Here is an 18,546-nt window from a genome sequence, read left to right on the forward strand (position 1 = left end):
GAGAACCTGTGCCTCCAGGAGAACGCCCGCGATGGACGTTGAAAGCGAGCAACTGTCTTGCGTCGACTGCCATTGGTTCCTCCCCGGCATCAGTCTCTTGTATAATTCCTTTACAAAAGAAACTAATTAAGGGCAACCATTTTTCTCACGACTGGGCGTGCATGGGCGCCAGCGCACAAATTGTCCGATGCGTCAGGGGTTGGGCGGCGCCAAGGGCCGCGACGGCGGCGTTCGGCCGCGCTCGTAGCTAGGCTTGCAACTCATTTTCAGAGATCTCGACCCTCGAAATATCGAAGGCATGATGGTGGGCGATCGTCGCGGCTCCTATGGCGCATTCGAACTTGCCGAGTTCCGAAAGTCGCACATCCGGAACCGGAAGTCCGGAGACAATCCCCTTCTGCACCGCGTCTCGAATGTTCTGAAGGCTGAACTCGAGCAATGGCCCCATCTCGCCGCCAAGGATCATCGTGGACGGATTGAACAGATTGACCAGTGAAACGATGCCCAGGCCTAACCAATGAACGAAATCGTTTACCGTCGCCGCCGCTTTCGCTTCGCCATGTGCCGCGGCGGCCGCGACTTCGGCGGACAGATTGGCAAACTCGGCCTCGCTGAGGTCGTCGGTGCCCCGGTAGCTCCTGGCCAACGCACCAAAATTGACCCAACTCTCCAGGCAGCCCTTCTGGCCGCAACTGCATTGCGATCCGTTGTCGGCAAGACGAATGTGGCCGAACTCCCCTGCAGCACCGTTCGCACCCCTGAGCAGCCGCCCATTCACGATTGCCGCGCCACCGCAACCTGCTCCAAGCTTGAGAAAGATGGTGCAGATGCTGGGCAGGTTGGGTTGCGTATACACAGCCCCGAACGCCGCGGCGTTTGCATCGTTCTCGACGATGCATGGAAGTGTTACCGAGCGAGATAGTTCTCCGAGAAAATCAACCGATTTCCACCCTAGAATTGGCAGGTTTATAACAAACCCATTGCTGGTCACTATCCCGGGGACAGTTACGCCCACGCTCTGAATCTTTTCCTTGTAACGTACCTGATTTTTGCAAGTCTCGAGGTAGTCGGATATCACAGTGACCGCCTCGGCGGGCGATATGTCCCTGGCAACGACGACCTCGCTCGACTCAACCACCCGCGACAAGAGGTCGATCATAGCGAAGCGAACCATCCCGACACCGATTTCGACGCCAAGAAAAAATGCGCCCTCACGGTTCAACGAGACCTGGCCGGCCGGACGACCTGGTTCCCGTGATGCTGACTTCGCCTTGGTGAGTTTTCTTGCTTCATTGACCAGATCTCTGGCCATCAGCCCGTTGACTAGCCGTGTTATCGTGGCGGGGGTTACGCCGAGGCCACGCGCGATATCCGCACGGCTGGCTGGGCCTTGTGTGCGCAGCATCGTCAAGATGCGAAGTTCGTTTAGATATTTGGCGAGGGTCTGATCGACCATGTCGGTATCTGCCGCGATTCTCTGCTGCGCGCCGCAGGCGCGGAGCTTCACGCTATCGCATTATTTTCGTTTCGAAACAAATCAATGCGAAATGCCGCCAGATTCGGCAAGCCCCTCAATCTGCATCGATTAAAGCGTGTCGCGATTTAAGGGATTCAGGATTCCCATAGATTTGAGTTCGTGATTCATTGCGGCTGAAAGGAGACCGCGATGGGCAAGCCGCTACCGCTTGAGTTGCGTCGGCGTGTTGTTGCGTATGTCGATGAGGGACATGGTCACCGCGAGGCTGCGCGCCATTTCCGCGTTTCGCCTCGCTTTGTGAACAATCTGATCAACCTGCGGCGGCAGACCGGTTCGCTTGAAGCGCGTCGGCAGGGCCATGTGGGCGGCGGCAAGCTTGAGCCGCATGCCGAGTTTGTCCGCTCGCGGTTGGCCGAGACCGGCGAACTGACGCTAGATGAGCTTTGCGTCGAGCTGGAGGTGCGCGGGGTGAGCGTGCACCGCTCCAATGTCGGTCGCCTGCTCAATCGCCTTGGGCTCAGTCATAAAAAAAACTCTACTGGCCAGCGAGCAGCAGCGGGCCGACGTGCGCCAGGCGCGTGAACTGTGGATCGGGCGGCGAAAGCGCTTCTTCAACAAGGCTTTGGCGCGGCTGATCTTCATCGATGAGACGTCGACCAATACCAAACTGACCAAACGCACCGGCTGGGCGCCGAAGGGCGAGCGCTTCAGGACGCATGCGCCATTCGGCAAATGGCAGACGCAGACCTTCATCGCCGGGCTGCGATGTCACGGTCTTGTCGCGCCGTGGATCGTCAACGCGCCGATGAATGCCGCCATCTTCGAACGCTACGTCGAAACGCAGCTCGCTCCCGAACTGTCGCCCGGCGATGTCGTCATTCTCGATAATGTCGGCTTCCACAAGAACGAGCGCGCTGCCCAACTGGTTCGCCAAAGGGGCGCATGGCTCCTGTTCCTGCCGCCATACTCACCCGATCTCAATCCGATCGAGATGGCCTACTCAAAACTCAAGGCGCGGCTGCGAAAGAAGGCGGCCAGAACTTTCGATGCCCTCTGCGACGCTCTCGGCGATATCTGCCACCTGTTCGAGCCAGCCGAATGCAGAAACTTCTTCAAGGCTGCCGGATATGAGGCCAATTAATCGCGACACGCTTTAGGTGTAGTGGCCGCTCTCGTAATTCCGTCGGCACGTGTCTGTCGCAGCGCATCATTAAATCTGCTCGCCTGTATGAATCGGCGTCGTCGATCTGGGGTGTCGATCACTGTTTGCGTTGAGAGCTCGATAGTCCCTCGATAATCGGGCAATCGGGACGGCTATCGCCTTGGCAACTGCGGACAAGGATGCGAAGCGTGTCGCGCAACTCCGTGAGCTCCACCAGCTTGCGGTCGATCTCGGCCAGCTTTGTCTTGGCCAGCGCCTTCACATCGGCGCTCTCGCGCTCCTTGTCGTTATAGAGTGAAAGCAGTTGTCGGCATTCCTCGACCGAAAAGCCGAGGTGGCGCGAGCGTTGGATGAAGCGCATGCGATGCACGTCGGCTATCGAATAGTCGCGATAGCCGTTGCTGGCGCGGTCAGCCGTCAGCAGGCCGATATCCTCGTAATAACGAATGGTCTTGGCCGGCAGGCCCGATTTTTCTGATGCAGCGCCAATGTTCATAGGGTTCTCCTAGGGTGAGTCGAACATCATGTAATGCTTCCAGTCACTGGAAGCTCAAGCCTTTGTTCGCCGGTGGAACCGTAAAAATGGTTCCCCCTGGCGCTCGGTCAGGCCTCGTAGGCCATCGACGTCATCATGCCGCCGACCATGTGATAGAGATGGTGGCAGTGCAGCGCCCATTTGCCGGGATTGTCGGCATCGAAGGCGATCGTGACCTGTCCCATGTAGGCCGGAACGAGAACCGTGTCGCGCACGGCACCCGCGAACCGCCTTCCGTTCACCGCGACCACCTGGAAGTGGTGCCCATGCAGGTGCATGGGATGCGACATGGTGGTGTGGTTCATGAAGGTTAGCTCGAAGCGGTCACCGGCTCTCACGGCAAGTGGCTTGTCCGAGCCGTGCACCACCCCATCCAGGGTCCAGACATAGCCGGAGCCTTCACCCAGCATCATGGTGTGCTTGCGCGCTACCCTTTCCACGAGCGGCTTCGCCGCCCGCAATTTTTGCTCCAGTTCGGCGCCGACAGCCGGAAAGTCCGCGTCAGCGGTCTCGGCGAGCTTGCCGACCGAAGAACCCTTGGCGGCGAGCACCACGCCGGTCCGCATACGGCCGCCTTCCTGCACGGCTAGGACTGGCCATGCGGTGGCTTCCCTGGGCAGTTCGAGCAGAATGTCAAGCCGCTGAGCGACCGCGAACTCGAAGCGCGAGCCGCCGATCGGCTCCACCGCCATGCCGTCGACCGCAATCAGTTGACCCGACAGTCTGCCAAGGTCGATCCACATATTGGTGCTCGCGGCACCGTTGATCAGCCGAAGACGCACACGCCCGCCCGGCTCGACCGCAAAGACCTCGGGATCATCGAGGGTTCGATCGTTGGCAAGAAGCGCATCGTATTGCACGCCCTGGAGATGGGACATGCCACCCATCTGCATGTCGCCGTGATCTATCGCGGCGCCTGTCGTCATGCCCGACATATCGTGCCCTTCATGTGCGGATGCCGCCGGCGGCTTGCGCGTCGCCGCCATGTCGTGACCGCCGGCCTTGAGCTCCGCGAGGATTTCGGCCGGGTCGCGGAAGGTGAAATCATGGAACAGCACCACGACCTCCTGGACATCCTTCGAAGCTTCCACCGGATCGAGGACGATCAGAGGTGCGGCAAGCAGATGCTGCTCCTGCAATCCCATGTGCGAGTGCATCCAGAATGTACCGGGACGAGCGACCGGAAAGTCGTAGTCGTAACCCCCGCCGTCCGGGATCGGCTCCTGTGAGAGGCCGGCGACACCGTCCTGCTGCCAGGGCGGGGTGAGCCCGTGCCAGTGAATGGCAGTCGGTTCGCCGACACGGTTTTCGAGCCGGACCCGGAAGGTCTCGCCGGCATTCATCACCAGGCCATGGCTTCCGGCTGGTTGCGTCAGACCGAGGATATTGGCTGCCTTGCCGTTGACTTCGATGACACGCCTGCCCGCCGTGATAATCGTTGGAGCGGAGCCTTGGGCCTTGGCGTGTGAAGCGAAAAGGGATGGTGCAGTTGTCATCAGGGCGCCTGTTGCTGAAAGTTTCAAGAAGTCTCTACGAAGCATAATTGGGGTCTCCATTCGGTGATTACGCCACGGCCTCGAAATCTTCTTCCGATGTGAAGAAGATATCGGCGTGGATGTCGGATGAGGCGACGCCAAGGGCTGCGAGCACGGAGCCTACGGCATCGACCATGCCGGGCGGGCCGGCGACATAGCCTTGGCGCCGGCGAGCTGCCGATGATCTTCAGCCAGCGCGTCGGAAACAAAACCGGTGCGCCAGCCTGTTTCGACAGCCTGTGAGAGGACCGGCACGAAGTCGAGGTTCGAAAAATGCTGTTCGAGCCAGCGAAAATAGTCGATGAGATAGAGATCGTCTTTCGTGCGAGCGCCAAAGTAGAGGTGGATCGGCTGGCTCATGCCGGCACCGAGCGCGGTCTCGACAATCGATTTGATCGGCGCCAACCCGCTTCCGCCCGCGACAGCGACGATGGGGCCACCATGGGCATCGCGCAGATAGGCTGAGCCAGACGGGCCTTCGATCTCGACCCTGTCGTGCGCTTTCAACGAAGCATGGATCAAACTGCTGGTGCGGCCCACCGGCACAAGCCTGACATGTAGCTCGACAAGCTCGTCGTCGGGTCGGCTCGCCATCGAATAATGGCGGGCGGGTGCTCCCGGCATGGTGAGCGAAAGATATTGCCCGGCAGCGAAACGGAAGGCGCAACGGTCATCCAGCCTTAGCCGGATGGCGAGGATGTCATGGGTTTTGCTCTCGACCGCGACGACTGTCGAAAGGCAGCTTCTGCACCGTCAGCCAGCGTTTCAGCGCCACGCAGTCGGGGCAGGTCGGGGTGGTGAAGATCTCGATCCAGGGAGCGACTTTGGTCGGCATGGGCGGCGATGGCTTCAGCCGTGCGGCGATTGTCGCCGGTGATCATAGCCACCTTCAGGCCCATATCGTGCAGGGCACGGATCGCCTGCGGCGTCGTCGGCTTGATCGGATCGGACACCGCGATGATTGCGGCCAGTCTGCCGTCGATGGCCGCATAAAGCGGGGTCTTGGCCTTGTAGCCCATGCGGATCGCGGTTTCCGCGAAGTGCTGAACCGAGATGCCGAGCTTGGCCATGTAGCGGTCGGCGCCGACAGCAACACGATGCTTCCCGACGCCGGCGCTGACACCGAAGCCGGGGATAGCCTCGAATGCGCTGGCTTCACCTGTCTTCAGCCCCTCTTCCTTGGCCGCGGCAACGATCGCCCAGGCCACGGGGTGCTCGGACTGGGCCTCCACGGCGGCGACCAGCGACAGAACCTTGGCGCGCTCAAAACCCCTGGCGACTTCGAGGTCGGTCATGACTGGCTTGCCGGCGGTCAACGTGCCGGTCTTGTCCAGCGCCACGATCTGCGTTGCCTTGAGCGACTGCAATGCCTCGCCGTTGCGGAACAGCACGCCGAGTTCGGCGGCACGGCCGGTTCCGACCATGATCGAGGTCGGCGTGGCAAGGCCCATGGCGCAGGGGCAAGCGATGATCAGCACGGCGACCGCGTTGACCAGCGCGAAGCTGACGGCTGGCTCCGGGCCGAAGAACAGCCAGACGGCAAAGGTCATTGCGGCAGCTGCCATGACGGCAGGCACGAACCAGGCGGTGACCTTGTCGACCAGCGCCTGGATCGGCAGCTTTGAGCCTTGCGCGGTTTCGACCATCCGGATGATCTGGGCCAGCAGCGTATCGGCGCCGACCTTCGTTGCGCGATAGGTGAAACTGCCGGTCTTGTTGATGGTGCCGCCAACGACCTCGGCGCCTTCGCCCTTGCTGACTGGGATAGGTTCGCCCGAGATCATGGATTCATCGATGAAGGACGAGCCCGAAAGCACGATGCCGTCGACCGGCACCTTGTCGCCCGGGCGCACCTGGATGACATCACCAGCGGTGACATCCTCAAGCGCGACGTCGACGAATTCGCCGTTGCGTTCGACACGCGCCGACTTCGCCTGCAGGCCCATCAGCCGCTTGATCGCCTGGCTGGTGCGGCCCTTGGCCTTGGCCTCAAGCACGCGGCCAAGCAGGATCAGCGTGATGATGACCGCCGAGGCCTCGAAATAGACGTTGGCGGTGCCGGCCGGCAGCACGCTGGGCACAAACGTGGCCACCACCGAGTAAGCCCAGGCCGCCGTCGAGCCGAGCACGACCAGCGAGTTCATGTCCGGTGCAAGGCGTAGCAGCGCCGGCACGCCCTTCTTGTAGAAGCGCAGGCCGGGGCCGAACTGGACGATGCTCGCCAGGACGAAAAAGGCTATGTAGCGCGGCTGATCGCCGACATTCATCATCAGCCAATGGTGCAGCGGCGGCAAGACGTGGGAGCCCATTTCGAGCACGAATATCGGCAGCGTCAGCACCGCGGCGATGCCAAAATCGCGCTTGAGGTTGGAGAACTCACGGTTGCGGGCATCCTCGCGACTGTCGGTTCCCGCCGAAGTTGCCGCGCGACGCGGCTCATAGCCGGCCTTGCGGATGGCGGCGTCGATCGCCGCGCGTGGCGTGGAACCGGTGAGCAACTCGACAGTCGCGCGTTCGGTGGCGAGATTGACCGAGGCGGACTTCACGCCTGGAACCGCGGCGATCGCCTTTTCGACACGGTTCACGCAGGACGCGCAGGTCATGCCCTCGATGTCGACTTCAAGCTTCGTAACCGGCACGTCGTAGCCGGCACCGCGGATCGCGGCGATGATCCCGTCGGAATCGATGGCACCGCCGAAGCTGACGTCGGCGCTCTCGGTGGCGAGGTTGACCGTAGCCGCCGTAACGCCCGGCACGGCTGCGATCGCCTTCTCGACACGGCGCACGCAGGATGCGCGGGTCATGCCCTCGATCGGGAAGCTCTGCCTGGCTGCTGCGGACGGTATTTTAGGCATGGCATTCATCGTTCCTGTCCTGTGTTCGAATGTGATGAACGGAGGCTAAGGCTTCCAGTCACAGGAAGGTCAACAGGGGTTGGAAGAGATTTTCCTCTCGCTCCAAGTTGCTGCTTTGAAAGTGTTTTTCTCGCGCGGACCAACAAGACGTTCGAAAATTGCGACGGCAACAAGCCGCTTGACCTTCCACTGGCGGGAACGCGCAACTTCGAGAAACGGCGCTTGTGCCGATGACGAGACAGGAAACCCAATGTTAAAATTGAACATACCCGACATGACCTGCGGCCATTGCGCCGGAGTCGTCACGAAGGCGATCCAGAGTGTCGATGCGGGCGCCGGGGTCGATGTCGATCTCAAGACCCAGACCGTGACCATCGACGCCAACTCCGACGGCGCCGCTTTCACCCAGGCACTTGAAGTGGCGGGCTATCCCGCAACCATCAGCGCCGCCCAATAACGACTATTTTCCGGGGGGCGGAGTTTCATCCCCGTCCCCAGCCCAGCATATCCCTCGAGCTTCGCGGGGACGGTGTGGGGCGGGCAGGCTTGGCCGGCCCGCCCCATGCTCGTTAGCCCAGCGGATCGCCTTCGACAGCCGCCATCGCGCTAACCTGGGAACGGGCTGCTCGCCGCAGCACCAGCTGTCGGATGACGACGTAGAAGACAGGCGTCAGGATCAGCCCGAAGAATGTCACGCCAAGCATGCCGGCGAACACGGCGATGCCCATGGCATGGCGCATTTCAGCACCGGCTCCCGTCGCAATGACCAGCGGCACGACACCGGCAATGAATGCGAGTGACGTCATCAGGATCGGCCTCAGGCGCAGGCGCGCGGCTTCGAGCACCGCGGCAATTGGATCCCGCCCCTTCTTTTCCTCTTCATAGGCGAACTCCACGATCAAGATGGCATTCTTGGCCGCAACACCGACCAGCACGACAAACGCGATCTGGGTGAAGATGTTGTTGTCGCCGTTTTGAAACTGGGGCATATATCAAGAACCAGACGCCGCCGGAGCCCGACGACGACGTCAACGTGACGTGAGTGCACCCCAGTCCGCCGAGCGGCGGACTGGGGTGCACTCATTCGGTGTCGCGTTGATCGAGCACTTCAAGCATGGTGGTCAACATGCTTCCGACTTCTTCCGAAATCTCCTCAGGGTGAATTCCCGCCTTGATGGCGTCCGCCGTCGCTTGTTCGGCGAGTTTCGTCGCAAGGGCCGGATCGGCCTTCGAATAGGGTGGAACATTTTCCTCCACCCATTTTTGCAGGAACTCGATGCCGCGAGCGCTCATGACGAACTAATGCTCGTCGGAGCAATTTCGTTCCGTTGACGTCTTCGATTGATATCGTTCGATGAATGATATCGTTCGATGAACGTCAGCATCGGTTCACGAGGTCGGGCGTTCTTCCCAAAAGGCTCACGTTACGATGAACGAGGATGCGGTTAACGATAGATGCGGAGACAGAGTGGCAAAATGAATCTGATGTGCGCCGCCGATGCCATCGCTGTCGAAGGAGACTGCGCCGGTCGTGCTGTTGTAGATAATGTGGTCGGTACTGTCTTGCGCACCCCTGCCGACGTGGAACGCGTCCTGGGAAAGGGTGCCCCCATGAAGCCCCGCAAACACAGTGTGGTCGAGTTGAATCTTGTCTTGGGTCACGTTGAAGTCAGTAACCTTGGCGACGTTGCCGGCCTTGAGGGCGGCACTGAAGACGAAGACGTCCTTGCCACCATTTCCTGTCAACACATCCTGCCCGCCACCACCGTTGATGATGTTGTTGCCGGCATTGCCCTGTATGCTTTGGGAGAACTCATTTCCCGTGAGGTTGATGGCGGTGGTGCCGGAGCGGTTCGTGGTGGCGAAATGCTCGATCTCCGACCCGGCCGAAAGCGCATAGCTCACCGATGCCAGCACGGTATCGTTGCCGCCGCCTTTCACCTCTATCACCCTATCGCCGGGGTTGTTGACAAAGTAGGTGTCGTTGTAGCCACCACCGATCATCGTGTCAGCGCCGGTGGTGCCGTGAAATACATCCGCGCCGCCAGTGCCGGTGAAAATGTGATCGCTGGGCGAGGTCACGACGGGCGTCGGCTGGGTCACCACGGGCGTCGGCTGGGTCACCACGGGCGTCGGCGGGGTCACGACGGGGGTGGGCGGGGTCACGACGGGCGTTGGCGGGGTCACCACGGGCGTCGGGGGCACAATGGTGGTGCCATGGTTGTGTTGAAGGAAGAGGGCTTGTAGCGCCGCCGAGTTTCCAAGCGCCGTATCGCCCTGCTGGGAACCCCATGCATAGGCATAGTCGAAGGCAGGTGACGGAACCAGGTTGGCCCAGTGGTCCAACATGGTCTGTTCCTGGGTGGCGGTGGGAAGGACGTATTTGCCGCCCGTATCGGTTGTAAAGCTGCCGCCCCCAAACGTCTGATAGACCGGAACCATCTGGCTGACCGGAATGCCCGAGTTGACAGCCGCGGCCACGGTCCTGTCGATCATGTTGTAGTCGACCGCGCTTGTTCCGGTGCGCACCGGATAGGGATCCAGTCCGTAGTAGTCGATATGCGTGTTGGCAGGATTGAAGGTGTTCGAAAAATCAGGATTGGCGGAAGATCCCATGTTCATCATGGTGATGAAGGACTTGGCGCCTGGCAAATTGGAGTGGATCCAGTCTGATTCCGCCTTCAGATTCGCGGCGGTTGCGTAGGTTCCCCATTGGCCGGTGGGGTCCGGTTCGTCGACAAGGAAGAAACCAAATGCCTTCGGATTGCCGATGAAGGGAGTGACCTTCTGGATAAAGGACGAGGTTACCCCGTTGGCCTCATTCAGCCAGACCAGACCTTTCGTGCCGGCTGGCAGCGCGTTGAGTTCGTCCACGGACGAAACGTCGACAAGATTGAATCCGGCGGTTGCGACTTCGGCGGCTGATCCACCCGAGGCATAGTGGAGAGTTGTCATGCAAATATCCTTCGTCTGATTCGGTAGTGCCCCATGCCTGCGTAGTGGAAATGGTATATTAGCGCCAAATCAAATAGCAGCACCCTTTGATAGAATCGTTGATCATCGCGAGGAAATCGCCGCGCGAGACGATGGCTGCCTTGGTTCCGGGAATGTTGGATTATCTAGAAAAACCTTAGCTAGCGCGGCAACGCGGGACTAGACTGTCCTTGCCGCTGCGGCGCTGCTGGATTTGTTGTGGATAGCTGCCAGGAAAGCGCGCAGTCGCCCTGGTTCATTCCATCGGCGCAGCTTAGGAGAGCGGGAATAGCGGCGAGTCCGCTATGAGCCGCTCACCAGGAAGGCGCCTTCTATCAAGGGACGATTGTGGCTGAGGTGCGGTTCAATGAGCATATCGAGGTGCCCGCCCACGATCGGAACTATGTTCAGACCGGCAAAGAAGGCGCCCCAGCCAAGATCTGACGGAACGCCCGTACGCCTGCACCGAAACAGGGTGGCGGTAATCGGCAGCGCGGTCTTCGGTTGCACGAGCCACTGGCCAAATGCGCGCATCCGTAGGATTTCCTCGAGTTCGAGGCGCAAAATAAATCGCGTTCTGGCGAAGGCCCTCCATTTCAGCCGATCGATGCCCCTCGCGAGCAGGGCCTCGGCACCCAGTCTGGCGAATATTTTCGCCAGGGCTCGCAAAATCATGCGATCCACCGTCACTCTATGCGCGCGGATACGCTGGGCGGTGCGTGCAAGAGTTTCACGGTAGTTGTGCTGCCCAGCCCCGATATTGGTGTCGAGGATTCCCAGGAACGTGACCGACCGGCCTGCGGCAACAAGTTTGGCGGCAACCTCGAACGCGACGCCGCCGCCGAGCGAATAACCGATCAGGTTCACATTGCCATCAGGCTGGACCTCGCTGATCTGGTCGACGATCGCATCCACCATCCGCGGTATTGTGCCATGTCCCTTCAGCAGGTCGTTCAAATCGCCATAGCGCGCGGCCACAACCCTGGCGACATTGCTCATCTCGACTCCGAAGGCTGCCAGGCTTGGACCGTAGCCGATCGATCCTGGCACGATGAACAAAATTGGCCTTGGGTCCGAGGCCTCGACAAGCGAGCTGCTTGTGTCTTGCTCTGGTGACGCTGCCCTGACGATATCGGCAAAGCTCATCCCGACGGTGAAAGCGTCCAGGTTGAGTTCCCGCCCAAGCGCCGTCTCGAGCTCCATGACGAATTGCAACAGCTTCAATGAATCGCCGCCCGCATCGTCCCAGTGGCTGCCAGCCGCCTTTTTGCCCGGGAGTATCCTCTCCCATACGGCCGTCGCGGCGCCTTCGACATCGAGCGGGTTTGCCGCCTGCCGGACGGCTGACGTCTTCTGGGCATCTTGCGCGTTCAGCGCGCAATCCAGTTCCCGCAATCTGACGCCGTCGACTTTGCCGCCTTTGAGCTGCGGTATCTCGGCGACACTGTGCAGTCGCGTGGGATGAACTGCCGGCGGCAGAGTTCTTCTGATCAATTCGCGCAATTCAGGAACGAGTTCGCTTCCGTCAGTTTTCGCGGGAACGACAAAAGCCACCAGTTCGTTCGCATCCGTCACGACTGCAACGGCATCCTTCACTTGAGGCGCTCGGCGCAGGACGAGTTCCAGTTCGGCAGGCTCGACCCGTCTTCCGTTTATTTTTATCTGACGTCCCTTTCGTCCGACGATCCACATCATTCCGGTGTCGTCGACTTTGACCAGATCGCCCGTTGCGAAGATCCGAAGCCGAGGATTGGCGGAACTCGCTTGAAGGGGGACGTTTCCCCCATCCGCCCAATATCCGAGAGTGGTGTAGTTGCCTCTGATCAGCAACTCCCCCTCATCGCCCGGGGCGACCTCGCATCCATTCTCATCCACGACGGTGTATTCGATCCCGGGAAGGACAAAGCCAACCGGGACCGTCGCGCCTCGTTCCGGGTAGTCCCACGGCAGGATCCATTGCGTGCCAGTTGTTTCCGTGGACGAATAGCTGATCTGTACAAAGCAGGAGCCGGGAACGTTGTCGCGGAGCCGGTCGATGTCGGACCATAGAATTTTTTCGCCGCCCACCCGCACGACCCGCAGAGACGAGAATGTGTCGGGCGCAGAACCACTCATCAACACTCGCACCAGCGCCGGAACGAGATAGACGACCGTCACCCGCCATTTCTGGAAATTGTCGCGCGCGGCGCGAATACCGGCACTCTCGATGTCCGAAAGGTACAACGTGGCACCGCACAGCATCGGGGTCATCATCTCGCGGCATCCGGCGATGGTTGCCGGCCCGGTCAGCGGCATGAACACATCATCGGAGCCGATGTGGCAGGCATCCACATATTGCTGAACGCGCTGGAGGATGGCCCGCTGGCTGTTTACGACGCCCTTCGGGGTTCCGGTACTGCCTGACGTGTACAGAACGATTGCCGGGGAATCGACTGAAACATCGGACGGCAGCACCGGCAAGCCGCCGCCCGGCGTTTGGGCCAGGCAACTGGCCGCATCGATCCATTTCAGTGACGAGGCATCCGGCCAGCCTACCGGCTTGCCCGGCCCCGGCTTGACGATCGCGGCCAGCCGCGCGCTGGTGGCAATTGCAGCAAGGCGCTGAAATGGATCCCGGGGATTTAGCGGCACGGCAGGTCGACCGGCGCGCATGGCGGCGAGCATGGCCACCGGATACCAGAGGGTGTTTCCGATCAGAAGCCCGACTGCCTTGCCCGCTGGGACTGAATCAGCGATTGCACCGGCCAGGTTTTGGACCGCGTTCAACAATTCCGAAAAGGTGAGGGATGTCGAGCCGTCACTGATTGCGATTTTGTCCCGGTATTTTTCGACAACTCGCTCCAGGTGCCAGAACGCCGGTTTTTCGGAGAAATCGTCGCCCATCCTGCGGAAGGGATAGCTGGTCGGGCCGTCCATGTCCAAAGGACGGGCGGATGGCTGTTTCCATGGGAAATCGTCTGGTGGGCCATTGTGGCGGGATATCGCGGCGTCCTGCTCCTTTGCTGGTCCGCGAATGGACGGCAAGGCGCGGGAGGGCAAGCTTTCTGAACGTCGGCGCCCAAACGCTTCCAACACAGCCCCCTTTTTGCTGAGCGGTTCCGCAGTGTCGTACGTGACCATGCTGGTCGTGGCATCGTTAGAACGAATGATTTTCGACGGATGCAGTTAACTCGGTCCGACATTTTTGGGCCTGGTCTGGGGTGGCCGATTCAAGGTCGTCAAGTGCGCAACCGTTGGCGGGATCGACTGCCTTCCGCCTCGGTGGTTTGGAGGGACAACGCAGGCTTTTGGCACGGCATGCCACGACCGATCCACCGCCTTGCCGGTCCGACATGTAGCGATCCGGTGCATCGCCGCATCGTCCAACGCGCTTTGCTTCATTCAAACAGACGAGGACAGCGGGGAGGCCTGCCCCTAGCGTGGTCTTGGGGTTGTGGGCACAGAGGCAATGAAACCGGACTATGAAAGCAGATCCAAAAGCCAGCCATTTCGCGCGTCTGAGATACCGCTGGTATCCAGGAGGGACAGGATGAGCCCACACCTGGTTTGCATCGGAGGCGAGGATCACCGCCTTAGAATCCCGTTCCTGCTGGAGCTGCGCGAAAGAGGCTTTCGAGTCACCGCGGTCTCAAGCGATGTCGGAGCCGACTTTTTACCCCATGGCATTCCCCATCGGCGATTTGGGTTCGACCGCTTTGCCAGCGGCGGCGGGGAATGGGGCGCTCTCAGGGCGGTCCGCAAATTGATGTCTGAACTGCGTCCGGACATCGTTCAAAGTTTCGACACCAAGCCCAATCTCCTGACCCCCTTGGCCGTGCGTGGGCAGGTTCCGGTCATCCGCACCATCAATGGTCTTGGTTGGACATTCTCGTCACTGGAACCGCGGGCTCTGGCCCTGCGTCCGATCTTTTGCGGCCTTCAGGGGCTCGCGTCATTCTGGACAGCCATGACCGTCTTCCAGAATCGCGACGATCAGGCGTTCTTCGAGCGCTATCGGCTGGTCGGTCGCGGCCAAGGGCGACTGATCCGCAGTTCTGGCATCGACCCGGATGCATTCTCGACAGCAAGGTATCGTGGCCCGTCGGCCACGACCATGCGCGAGGAACTTGGGCTTCAATCGGCCGAAATCATCATCTTTGTCGGTCGGCTGACGCGTCAGAAGGGGATCCCGACCCTGCTCAAGGCGGTCCCTCGCATCCTCTCCGAGAGGCCCAATGCGCGTTTCGTGCTTGTCGGTCCACAGGACTCCGAAGGTCCGTTTGCGGTCAACAAATCCGATATCGATCGATACGCTCCTTACGTAGTCGCCCTGGGGCCACGACGGGACGTTCCGGCCCTCCTTGGCATGGCTGATCTGTTCGCGTTTCCGACGCAATATCGCGAGGGTATCCCGCGTGTCCTGTTGGAGGCGGGATTGTCCGGATTGCCAATCGTTGCCTCAAGAATGCCCGGCTGCAATGACGTGGTTGAAGATGGCTGGAATGGCTATCTCGTTGCGCCGCGCGATGCCGATGGCCTCGCATCCAGAATAATCGAGATACTGTCCGACCGCGCTCGCGCAAAAATCATGGGCAGCCGTTCCGTCGGGTTAGTCCGGGAGCGCTTTTCGCTGTCTTTGGTCGTCGACCAGTATTGCGAGCTATACAAGACTGTCCTCGGCGGCAAATACCGCGGCAGTCCAGCACGATCGGTGCCCGCGGTCTTGATGGAAGAGGGCTCGCGAAACCCCCGATTGGGTGAGGCGCGGCAATGATCCGTGATGCACTCCTGGCCTGCGGCGTCGCGATGTCCTATGCGGTGCGGCTCACTATCCCGGGGCTGCCGGTAGGCTACAGCGAACTGTGCCTCACGCTTTGGATATTGCTGTCGATCGGGCGGGTTCTCGCCGGCGGCCGATTGGAGGTTACGCCGGCCCTGGCCCAACTTGCCCGTTTCTGGCTGCTCCTGACACTGGCTCTGAGTGTAGGCGCCATCACCGGCTATCTGACCACCGTACTGGTCTTCGATCCGTTGATACATGACACGATAGCTTACCTGCTGTTGGTCTTCATCACCTGCCTGACCGCCGCGGAGCCCGACGCGGGTCGCCATCTGCGTCGTACTGCCTGGTGGATAATCGCTTTCGCGAATGCAGGCTTTGTCGTTCAGCTGGGACTTGGGTGGGGCTGGATTCATCAATCTGGCGTCGATCCCTGGTATTGGGACCGCTTCAGCGGTTGGTCTGACAATCCCAACCAGCTTGCGCTCTATTGCGCTCTCTTTGGTCCTCTGGCCCTGCATCTTGCCACAACCACCAGCAATCCGTGGGGGAGGTACTTTGGGCTGTGCAGCCTCGTCCTCACCTTCTTTGTCGGAAGGCTGACGAAGAGCGATACCTACCTGTATACAACAATCCTGACTTGCCTGATCCTGCTTGGGCTGCGGGTTCGGGCTTGGCTCACAGCCGCCGGCGGCAAGGTCAGCCTTTCACGGCAACTTGCCCTCTTGTTCACGGTTGGGTTCCTTCCGCTGGCCATCTCCATGACGCCTTACGCCCTCAGCGAGGTCGCCAGCGCCGAAGACTTCGCCAAGAGCCTCACAAAGGACAAGGGCGGGCAAGCGACCGCGGAAACCGCCGAGCTTCGCCTCTACCTTTGGGACGAGGCATTGGACAAAGGAGAGAGATCTGGGTCGCTCGGCCTTGGTCCAGGCCCGCACCTTGATCGTCCCCCCGTCGTCAATCAGCAGTTTCTGCCGCGACCTTTCGAGGCCCACAGCACGATTCTCGATCTCTACACCCAAGGCGGCCTGATCTCGGTCCTGGCCCTTGTTTGGATGCTCGCCTCGGCCGCCTTGTGCGCCTGGCGCGCGAAACAGGACGCCCTCCTGGCGCTTGTGGTCTCGATCGCGGTCTTCAGTGTTCCGCACCTGATCATCCGCCATCCGATTGTGTGGTTCTCTCTGACCATCTGCCTTGTTGCCGGAACGCCTCGGGCGATCCCCGCGACTGTTCGCCAGAGGAGATATTAGGATGTGCGGGATCGCTGGAATTCTCTTGGCGCCCGATGCGGTCGATGCGAATTCGCTCAGGGCAATCGGGCCAATGACGACGGCCCTTCGTCATCGCGGGCCTGACGGCGAGGCATTTTGGATGAGTCGTGAAGCTGGGATCGCCTTCGGTCATCGGCGTCTGGCCATCGTCGACCTGTCCGAGGCGGGCCGCCAGCCCATGCATTCCGCAAGCGGCCGTTATGTCATCACCTTCAACGGCGAGATATACAATTTTCGCGATCTGCGCCGCGAACTGGAAGGCGCGGGCCACCGTTTCCGCGGCACCAGTGACACGGAAGTCATGCTGTGCGCGATCGAGAGCTGGGGTCTCGACGCGGCACTCACGCGCTTCGCCGGCATGTTCGCTTTCGGGCTGTGGGATATGAAGAAACGGATCCTCCACCTCGCCCGCGACCGAATGGGCAAGAAGCCGCTCTATGTCGCCTCGACACGTGAAGCGCTCGTCTTTGCCTCGGAGCTGAAGGCGATCAACGGCTTCCCGGGGTTCTCTCCCGAACTCGATCTCGATGCGGCGGCAACCATGCTTTCGAAGGGATGGGTGCCGGATGACGGTTGCATCTGGCGGGGCGTGTTCAAACTGCCGCCCGGTTCAGTCCTGTCTGTGACGGCAGCAGATTTTGCCAACGCTCGCGGTGCTGGCTCTCTTGCGCATCGCATTCGACGCTGGTGGTCGCTGGCCGACGTCGCCTCTAAGGCACGGCGGGAACCGATCGCCGGCAGCGACGAGGAACTCACGACCGAACTCGACAGCCTGCTTCGGCTTGCGGTCGGCGAACGAATGGTTGCCGATGTACCGCTTGGCGCCTTTCTGTCGGGCGGAATTGACAGCTCGACGGTTGTCGCGCTGATGCAGGCACAGTCCAGCAAGCCCGTTCGCACCTTTACCATAGCGTTCGGCGAGAGTGGGTTCGATGAGGCTCCTCATGCCGCCGCGGTTGCGCGGCATCTGGGCACCGACCACACGGAACTTCACCTTTCATCGGCCGCGGCGCGCGAGGTCATTCCGGAGCTGCCGCGGATTTGGGATGAGCCGTTCGCCGATGAGTCACAGATACCGACGCTGCTGGTGTCACGGCTCGCCCGGCAACACGTAACCGTGGCTTTATCGGGTGACGGTGGCGACGAATGCTTCGCGGGCTATTCTCGGCACTTCCTGGCGACCCGCCTGAGAAGGCAGCATTCGCTTCCATCACCACTTCGCCGGATGTTGGCGGCGGGGACCGGATTGCTGGCCCAGGCCTGCCAGAACGATATCGTCGGCAGCCTGCCGCTTTCGGCAGGCATGCGGCACGGATTGCGAAGTGACCGGTTGAATCGCCTCGCACGCCTGCTCGCGGCGGCAAATGAGGACGAACTGCTTCAGCGGCTGACGGTGTCTTCGACCAACAGCCTTGTTCTTCACAAGCCGCCGGCATCGAATGCCAGCGCATCGCAGCTCGACGACCTGCTGTCCCGTCTCCTATTCGACGACATGACCGGCTACCTGCCCGGCGACATATTGGTGAAGCTCGATCGCGCCACCATGGCCAACAGCCTCGAGGGGCGCTGCCCGATCCTGGACCATCGCGTCGTCGAATTCGCCTGGCGCCTGCCGACGGATGCCAAGGTCCGAAATGGCAAAGGCAAATGGATACTTCGCCAACTCCTTGATCGTTATGTTCCGCGGCGGCTGGTCGATCGACCCAAGCAAGGTTTCGACGTTCCGGTCGGGGCCTGGCTGAAAGGACCCCTGCGCGCCTGGGCAAGCGATATCATCGCCACGACACGCCTCTCGGGAGACGGGATTCTCGATTTTGCAAAGGTCGACGCTTGTTGGCGCGATCACCTGGGTGGAAGACAAGATCATTCTCGCGATTTGTGGCCGCTTCTTATGTTCCAGGCGTGGCGCAACGAAGCCATGCGGCGATCGGCGCCGGCAACACGCCTTTCTCACGACATCGAACTGACAGGGGTTTGAG

Annotated in this window: 13 protein-coding genes and 2 pseudogenes; 6 read left to right on the forward strand and 9 right to left on the reverse strand. The window is 60.8% G+C overall.

The features are described from left to right. Positions 1-247: 247 nt before the first annotated feature. Entirely contained in the window at positions 248-1,456 is a 1,209-nt protein-coding gene (locus BPNPMPFG_RS29620; RefSeq protein ID WP_258592108.1) for an ROK family transcriptional regulator, read from the reverse strand. 210 nt (positions 1,457-1,666) lie between these two features. Between BPNPMPFG_RS29620 and BPNPMPFG_RS29625 the strand changes: the two genes are divergently transcribed. Together BPNPMPFG_RS29625 and BPNPMPFG_RS29630 are read left to right on the forward strand one after the other, a co-directional pair. Beyond that, positions 1,667-2,059: an IS630 transposase-related protein gene (locus tag BPNPMPFG_RS29625; protein WP_258592109.1), complete on the forward strand. Its 393-nt coding sequence runs from the start codon at positions 1,667-1,669 to the stop codon at positions 2,057-2,059. Next, positions 2,043-2,618, forward strand: coding sequence for an IS630 family transposase (locus tag BPNPMPFG_RS29630; protein ID WP_258592110.1), 576 nt, complete (start codon positions 2,043-2,045; stop codon positions 2,616-2,618). The genes BPNPMPFG_RS29625 and BPNPMPFG_RS29630 overlap by 17 nt, the downstream gene beginning before the upstream one ends. Before the next feature lie 118 nt (positions 2,619-2,736). Here the strand turns inward: BPNPMPFG_RS29630 and cueR are convergent, their stop codons facing one another. The 4 genes and pseudogenes from cueR to BPNPMPFG_RS29655 form a co-directional block, all read right to left on the reverse strand. Next, positions 2,737-3,135 (reverse strand): Cu(I)-responsive transcriptional regulator, encoded by a 399-nt coding sequence (gene cueR, locus BPNPMPFG_RS29635; RefSeq protein ID WP_258592111.1) that lies wholly within the window; start codon positions 3,133-3,135, stop codon positions 2,737-2,739. A 107-nt stretch (positions 3,136-3,242) separates the two neighbouring features. Next, a complete protein-coding gene (locus BPNPMPFG_RS29640; protein ID WP_258592112.1) occupies positions 3,243-4,670 on the reverse strand; it encodes a multicopper oxidase family protein in 1,428 nt (475 codons plus the stop codon). Between the two features lie 159 nt (positions 4,671-4,829). Next, positions 4,830-5,408, reverse strand: a complete 579-nt coding sequence (locus BPNPMPFG_RS29645; protein WP_319946005.1) for an FAD-binding oxidoreductase — start codon at positions 5,406-5,408, stop codon at positions 4,830-4,832. A 23-nt stretch (positions 5,409-5,431) separates the two neighbouring features. After that, a pseudogene (locus BPNPMPFG_RS29655) lies at positions 5,432-7,573 on the reverse strand (heavy metal translocating P-type ATPase); the annotation flags it as partial. A 241-nt stretch (positions 7,574-7,814) separates the two neighbouring features. On the opposite strand from BPNPMPFG_RS29655, the gene BPNPMPFG_RS29660 reads away from it, so the two are divergent. Next, positions 7,815-8,021 (forward strand): heavy-metal-associated domain-containing protein, encoded by a 207-nt coding sequence (locus BPNPMPFG_RS29660; protein WP_258592113.1) that lies wholly within the window; start codon positions 7,815-7,817, stop codon positions 8,019-8,021. A gap of 112 nt (positions 8,022-8,133) precedes the next feature. Here BPNPMPFG_RS29660 and BPNPMPFG_RS29665 read toward each other — a convergent pair. From BPNPMPFG_RS29665 to BPNPMPFG_RS29680, 4 genes and pseudogenes are all read right to left on the reverse strand, one after another. Next, a pseudogene (locus BPNPMPFG_RS29665) lies at positions 8,134-8,535 on the reverse strand (efflux RND transporter permease subunit); the annotation flags it as partial. 109 nt (positions 8,536-8,644) lie between these two features. Next, the gene (locus tag BPNPMPFG_RS29670) at positions 8,645-8,857 is read right to left on the reverse strand and encodes a DUF768 domain-containing protein (RefSeq protein WP_258592114.1); all 213 of its coding nucleotides are present in this window, start codon (positions 8,855-8,857) and stop codon (positions 8,645-8,647) included. A 126-nt stretch (positions 8,858-8,983) separates the two neighbouring features. Beyond that, positions 8,984-10,519, reverse strand: a complete 1,536-nt coding sequence (locus BPNPMPFG_RS29675; protein WP_258592115.1) for a calcium-binding protein — start codon at positions 10,517-10,519, stop codon at positions 8,984-8,986. A 321-nt stretch (positions 10,520-10,840) separates the two neighbouring features. Beyond that, positions 10,841-13,657: an AMP-binding protein gene (locus BPNPMPFG_RS29680; protein ID WP_258592116.1), complete on the reverse strand. Its 2,817-nt coding sequence runs from the start codon at positions 13,655-13,657 to the stop codon at positions 10,841-10,843. Between the two features lie 409 nt (positions 13,658-14,066). On the opposite strand from BPNPMPFG_RS29680, the gene BPNPMPFG_RS29685 reads away from it, so the two are divergent. Genes BPNPMPFG_RS29685 through asnB form a run of 3 tightly spaced genes read left to right on the forward strand, consistent with a single transcriptional unit; the run spans position 14,067 to position 18,545 of the window. Next, positions 14,067-15,290, forward strand: coding sequence for a glycosyltransferase family 4 protein (locus BPNPMPFG_RS29685; protein ID WP_258592117.1), 1,224 nt, complete (start codon positions 14,067-14,069; stop codon positions 15,288-15,290). Next, entirely contained in the window at positions 15,287-16,546 is a 1,260-nt protein-coding gene (locus BPNPMPFG_RS29690; protein ID WP_258592118.1) for an O-antigen ligase family protein, read from the forward strand. Before BPNPMPFG_RS29685 ends, BPNPMPFG_RS29690 begins: the two co-directional genes overlap by 4 nt. A gap of 1 nt (position 16,547) precedes the next feature. Next, positions 16,548-18,545 carry an asparagine synthase (glutamine-hydrolyzing) gene (gene asnB, locus BPNPMPFG_RS29695; protein ID WP_258592119.1) on the forward strand — a complete coding sequence of 666 codons (1,998 nt, stop codon included), beginning with the start codon at positions 16,548-16,550 and terminating at the stop codon, positions 18,543-18,545. The last annotated feature ends 1 nt before the right edge of the window (position 18,546 follow it).

Origin of the sequence: Mesorhizobium sp. AR07 (assembly GCF_024746815.1) — a bacterium.
Lineage (GTDB): Bacteria > Pseudomonadota > Alphaproteobacteria > Rhizobiales > Rhizobiaceae > Mesorhizobium.

What these genes read in the sequence shown, in the direction of transcription:
- BPNPMPFG_RS29620 (WP_258592108.1), bottom strand. Translation starts at nt 1,456, where the DNA reads ATGGTCGATCAGACCCTCGCCAAATATCTAAACGAACTTCGCATCTTG.
- BPNPMPFG_RS29625 (WP_258592109.1), top strand. Translation starts at nt 1,667, where the DNA reads ATGGGCAAGCCGCTACCGCTTGAGTTGCGTCGGCGTGTTGTTGCGTAT.
- cueR (WP_258592111.1), bottom strand. Translation starts at nt 3,135, where the DNA reads ATGAACATTGGCGCTGCATCAGAAAAATCGGGCCTGCCGGCCAAGACC.
- BPNPMPFG_RS29640 (WP_258592112.1), bottom strand. Translation starts at nt 4,670, where the DNA reads ATGACAACTGCACCATCCCTTTTCGCTTCACACGCCAAGGCCCAAGGC.
- BPNPMPFG_RS29660 (WP_258592113.1), top strand. Translation starts at nt 7,815, where the DNA reads ATGTTAAAATTGAACATACCCGACATGACCTGCGGCCATTGCGCCGGA.
- BPNPMPFG_RS29670 (WP_258592114.1), bottom strand. Translation starts at nt 8,857, where the DNA reads ATGAGCGCTCGCGGCATCGAGTTCCTGCAAAAATGGGTGGAGGAAAAT.
- BPNPMPFG_RS29675 (WP_258592115.1), bottom strand. Translation starts at nt 10,519, where the DNA reads ATGACAACTCTCCACTATGCCTCGGGTGGATCAGCCGCCGAAGTCGCA.
- BPNPMPFG_RS29680 (WP_258592116.1), bottom strand. Translation starts at nt 13,657, where the DNA reads ATGGTCACGTACGACACTGCGGAACCGCTCAGCAAAAAGGGGGCTGTG.
- BPNPMPFG_RS29685 (WP_258592117.1), top strand. Translation starts at nt 14,067, where the DNA reads ATGAGCCCACACCTGGTTTGCATCGGAGGCGAGGATCACCGCCTTAGA.
- BPNPMPFG_RS29690 (WP_258592118.1), top strand. Translation starts at nt 15,287, where the DNA reads ATGATCCGTGATGCACTCCTGGCCTGCGGCGTCGCGATGTCCTATGCG.
- asnB (WP_258592119.1), top strand. Translation starts at nt 16,548, where the DNA reads ATGTGCGGGATCGCTGGAATTCTCTTGGCGCCCGATGCGGTCGATGCG.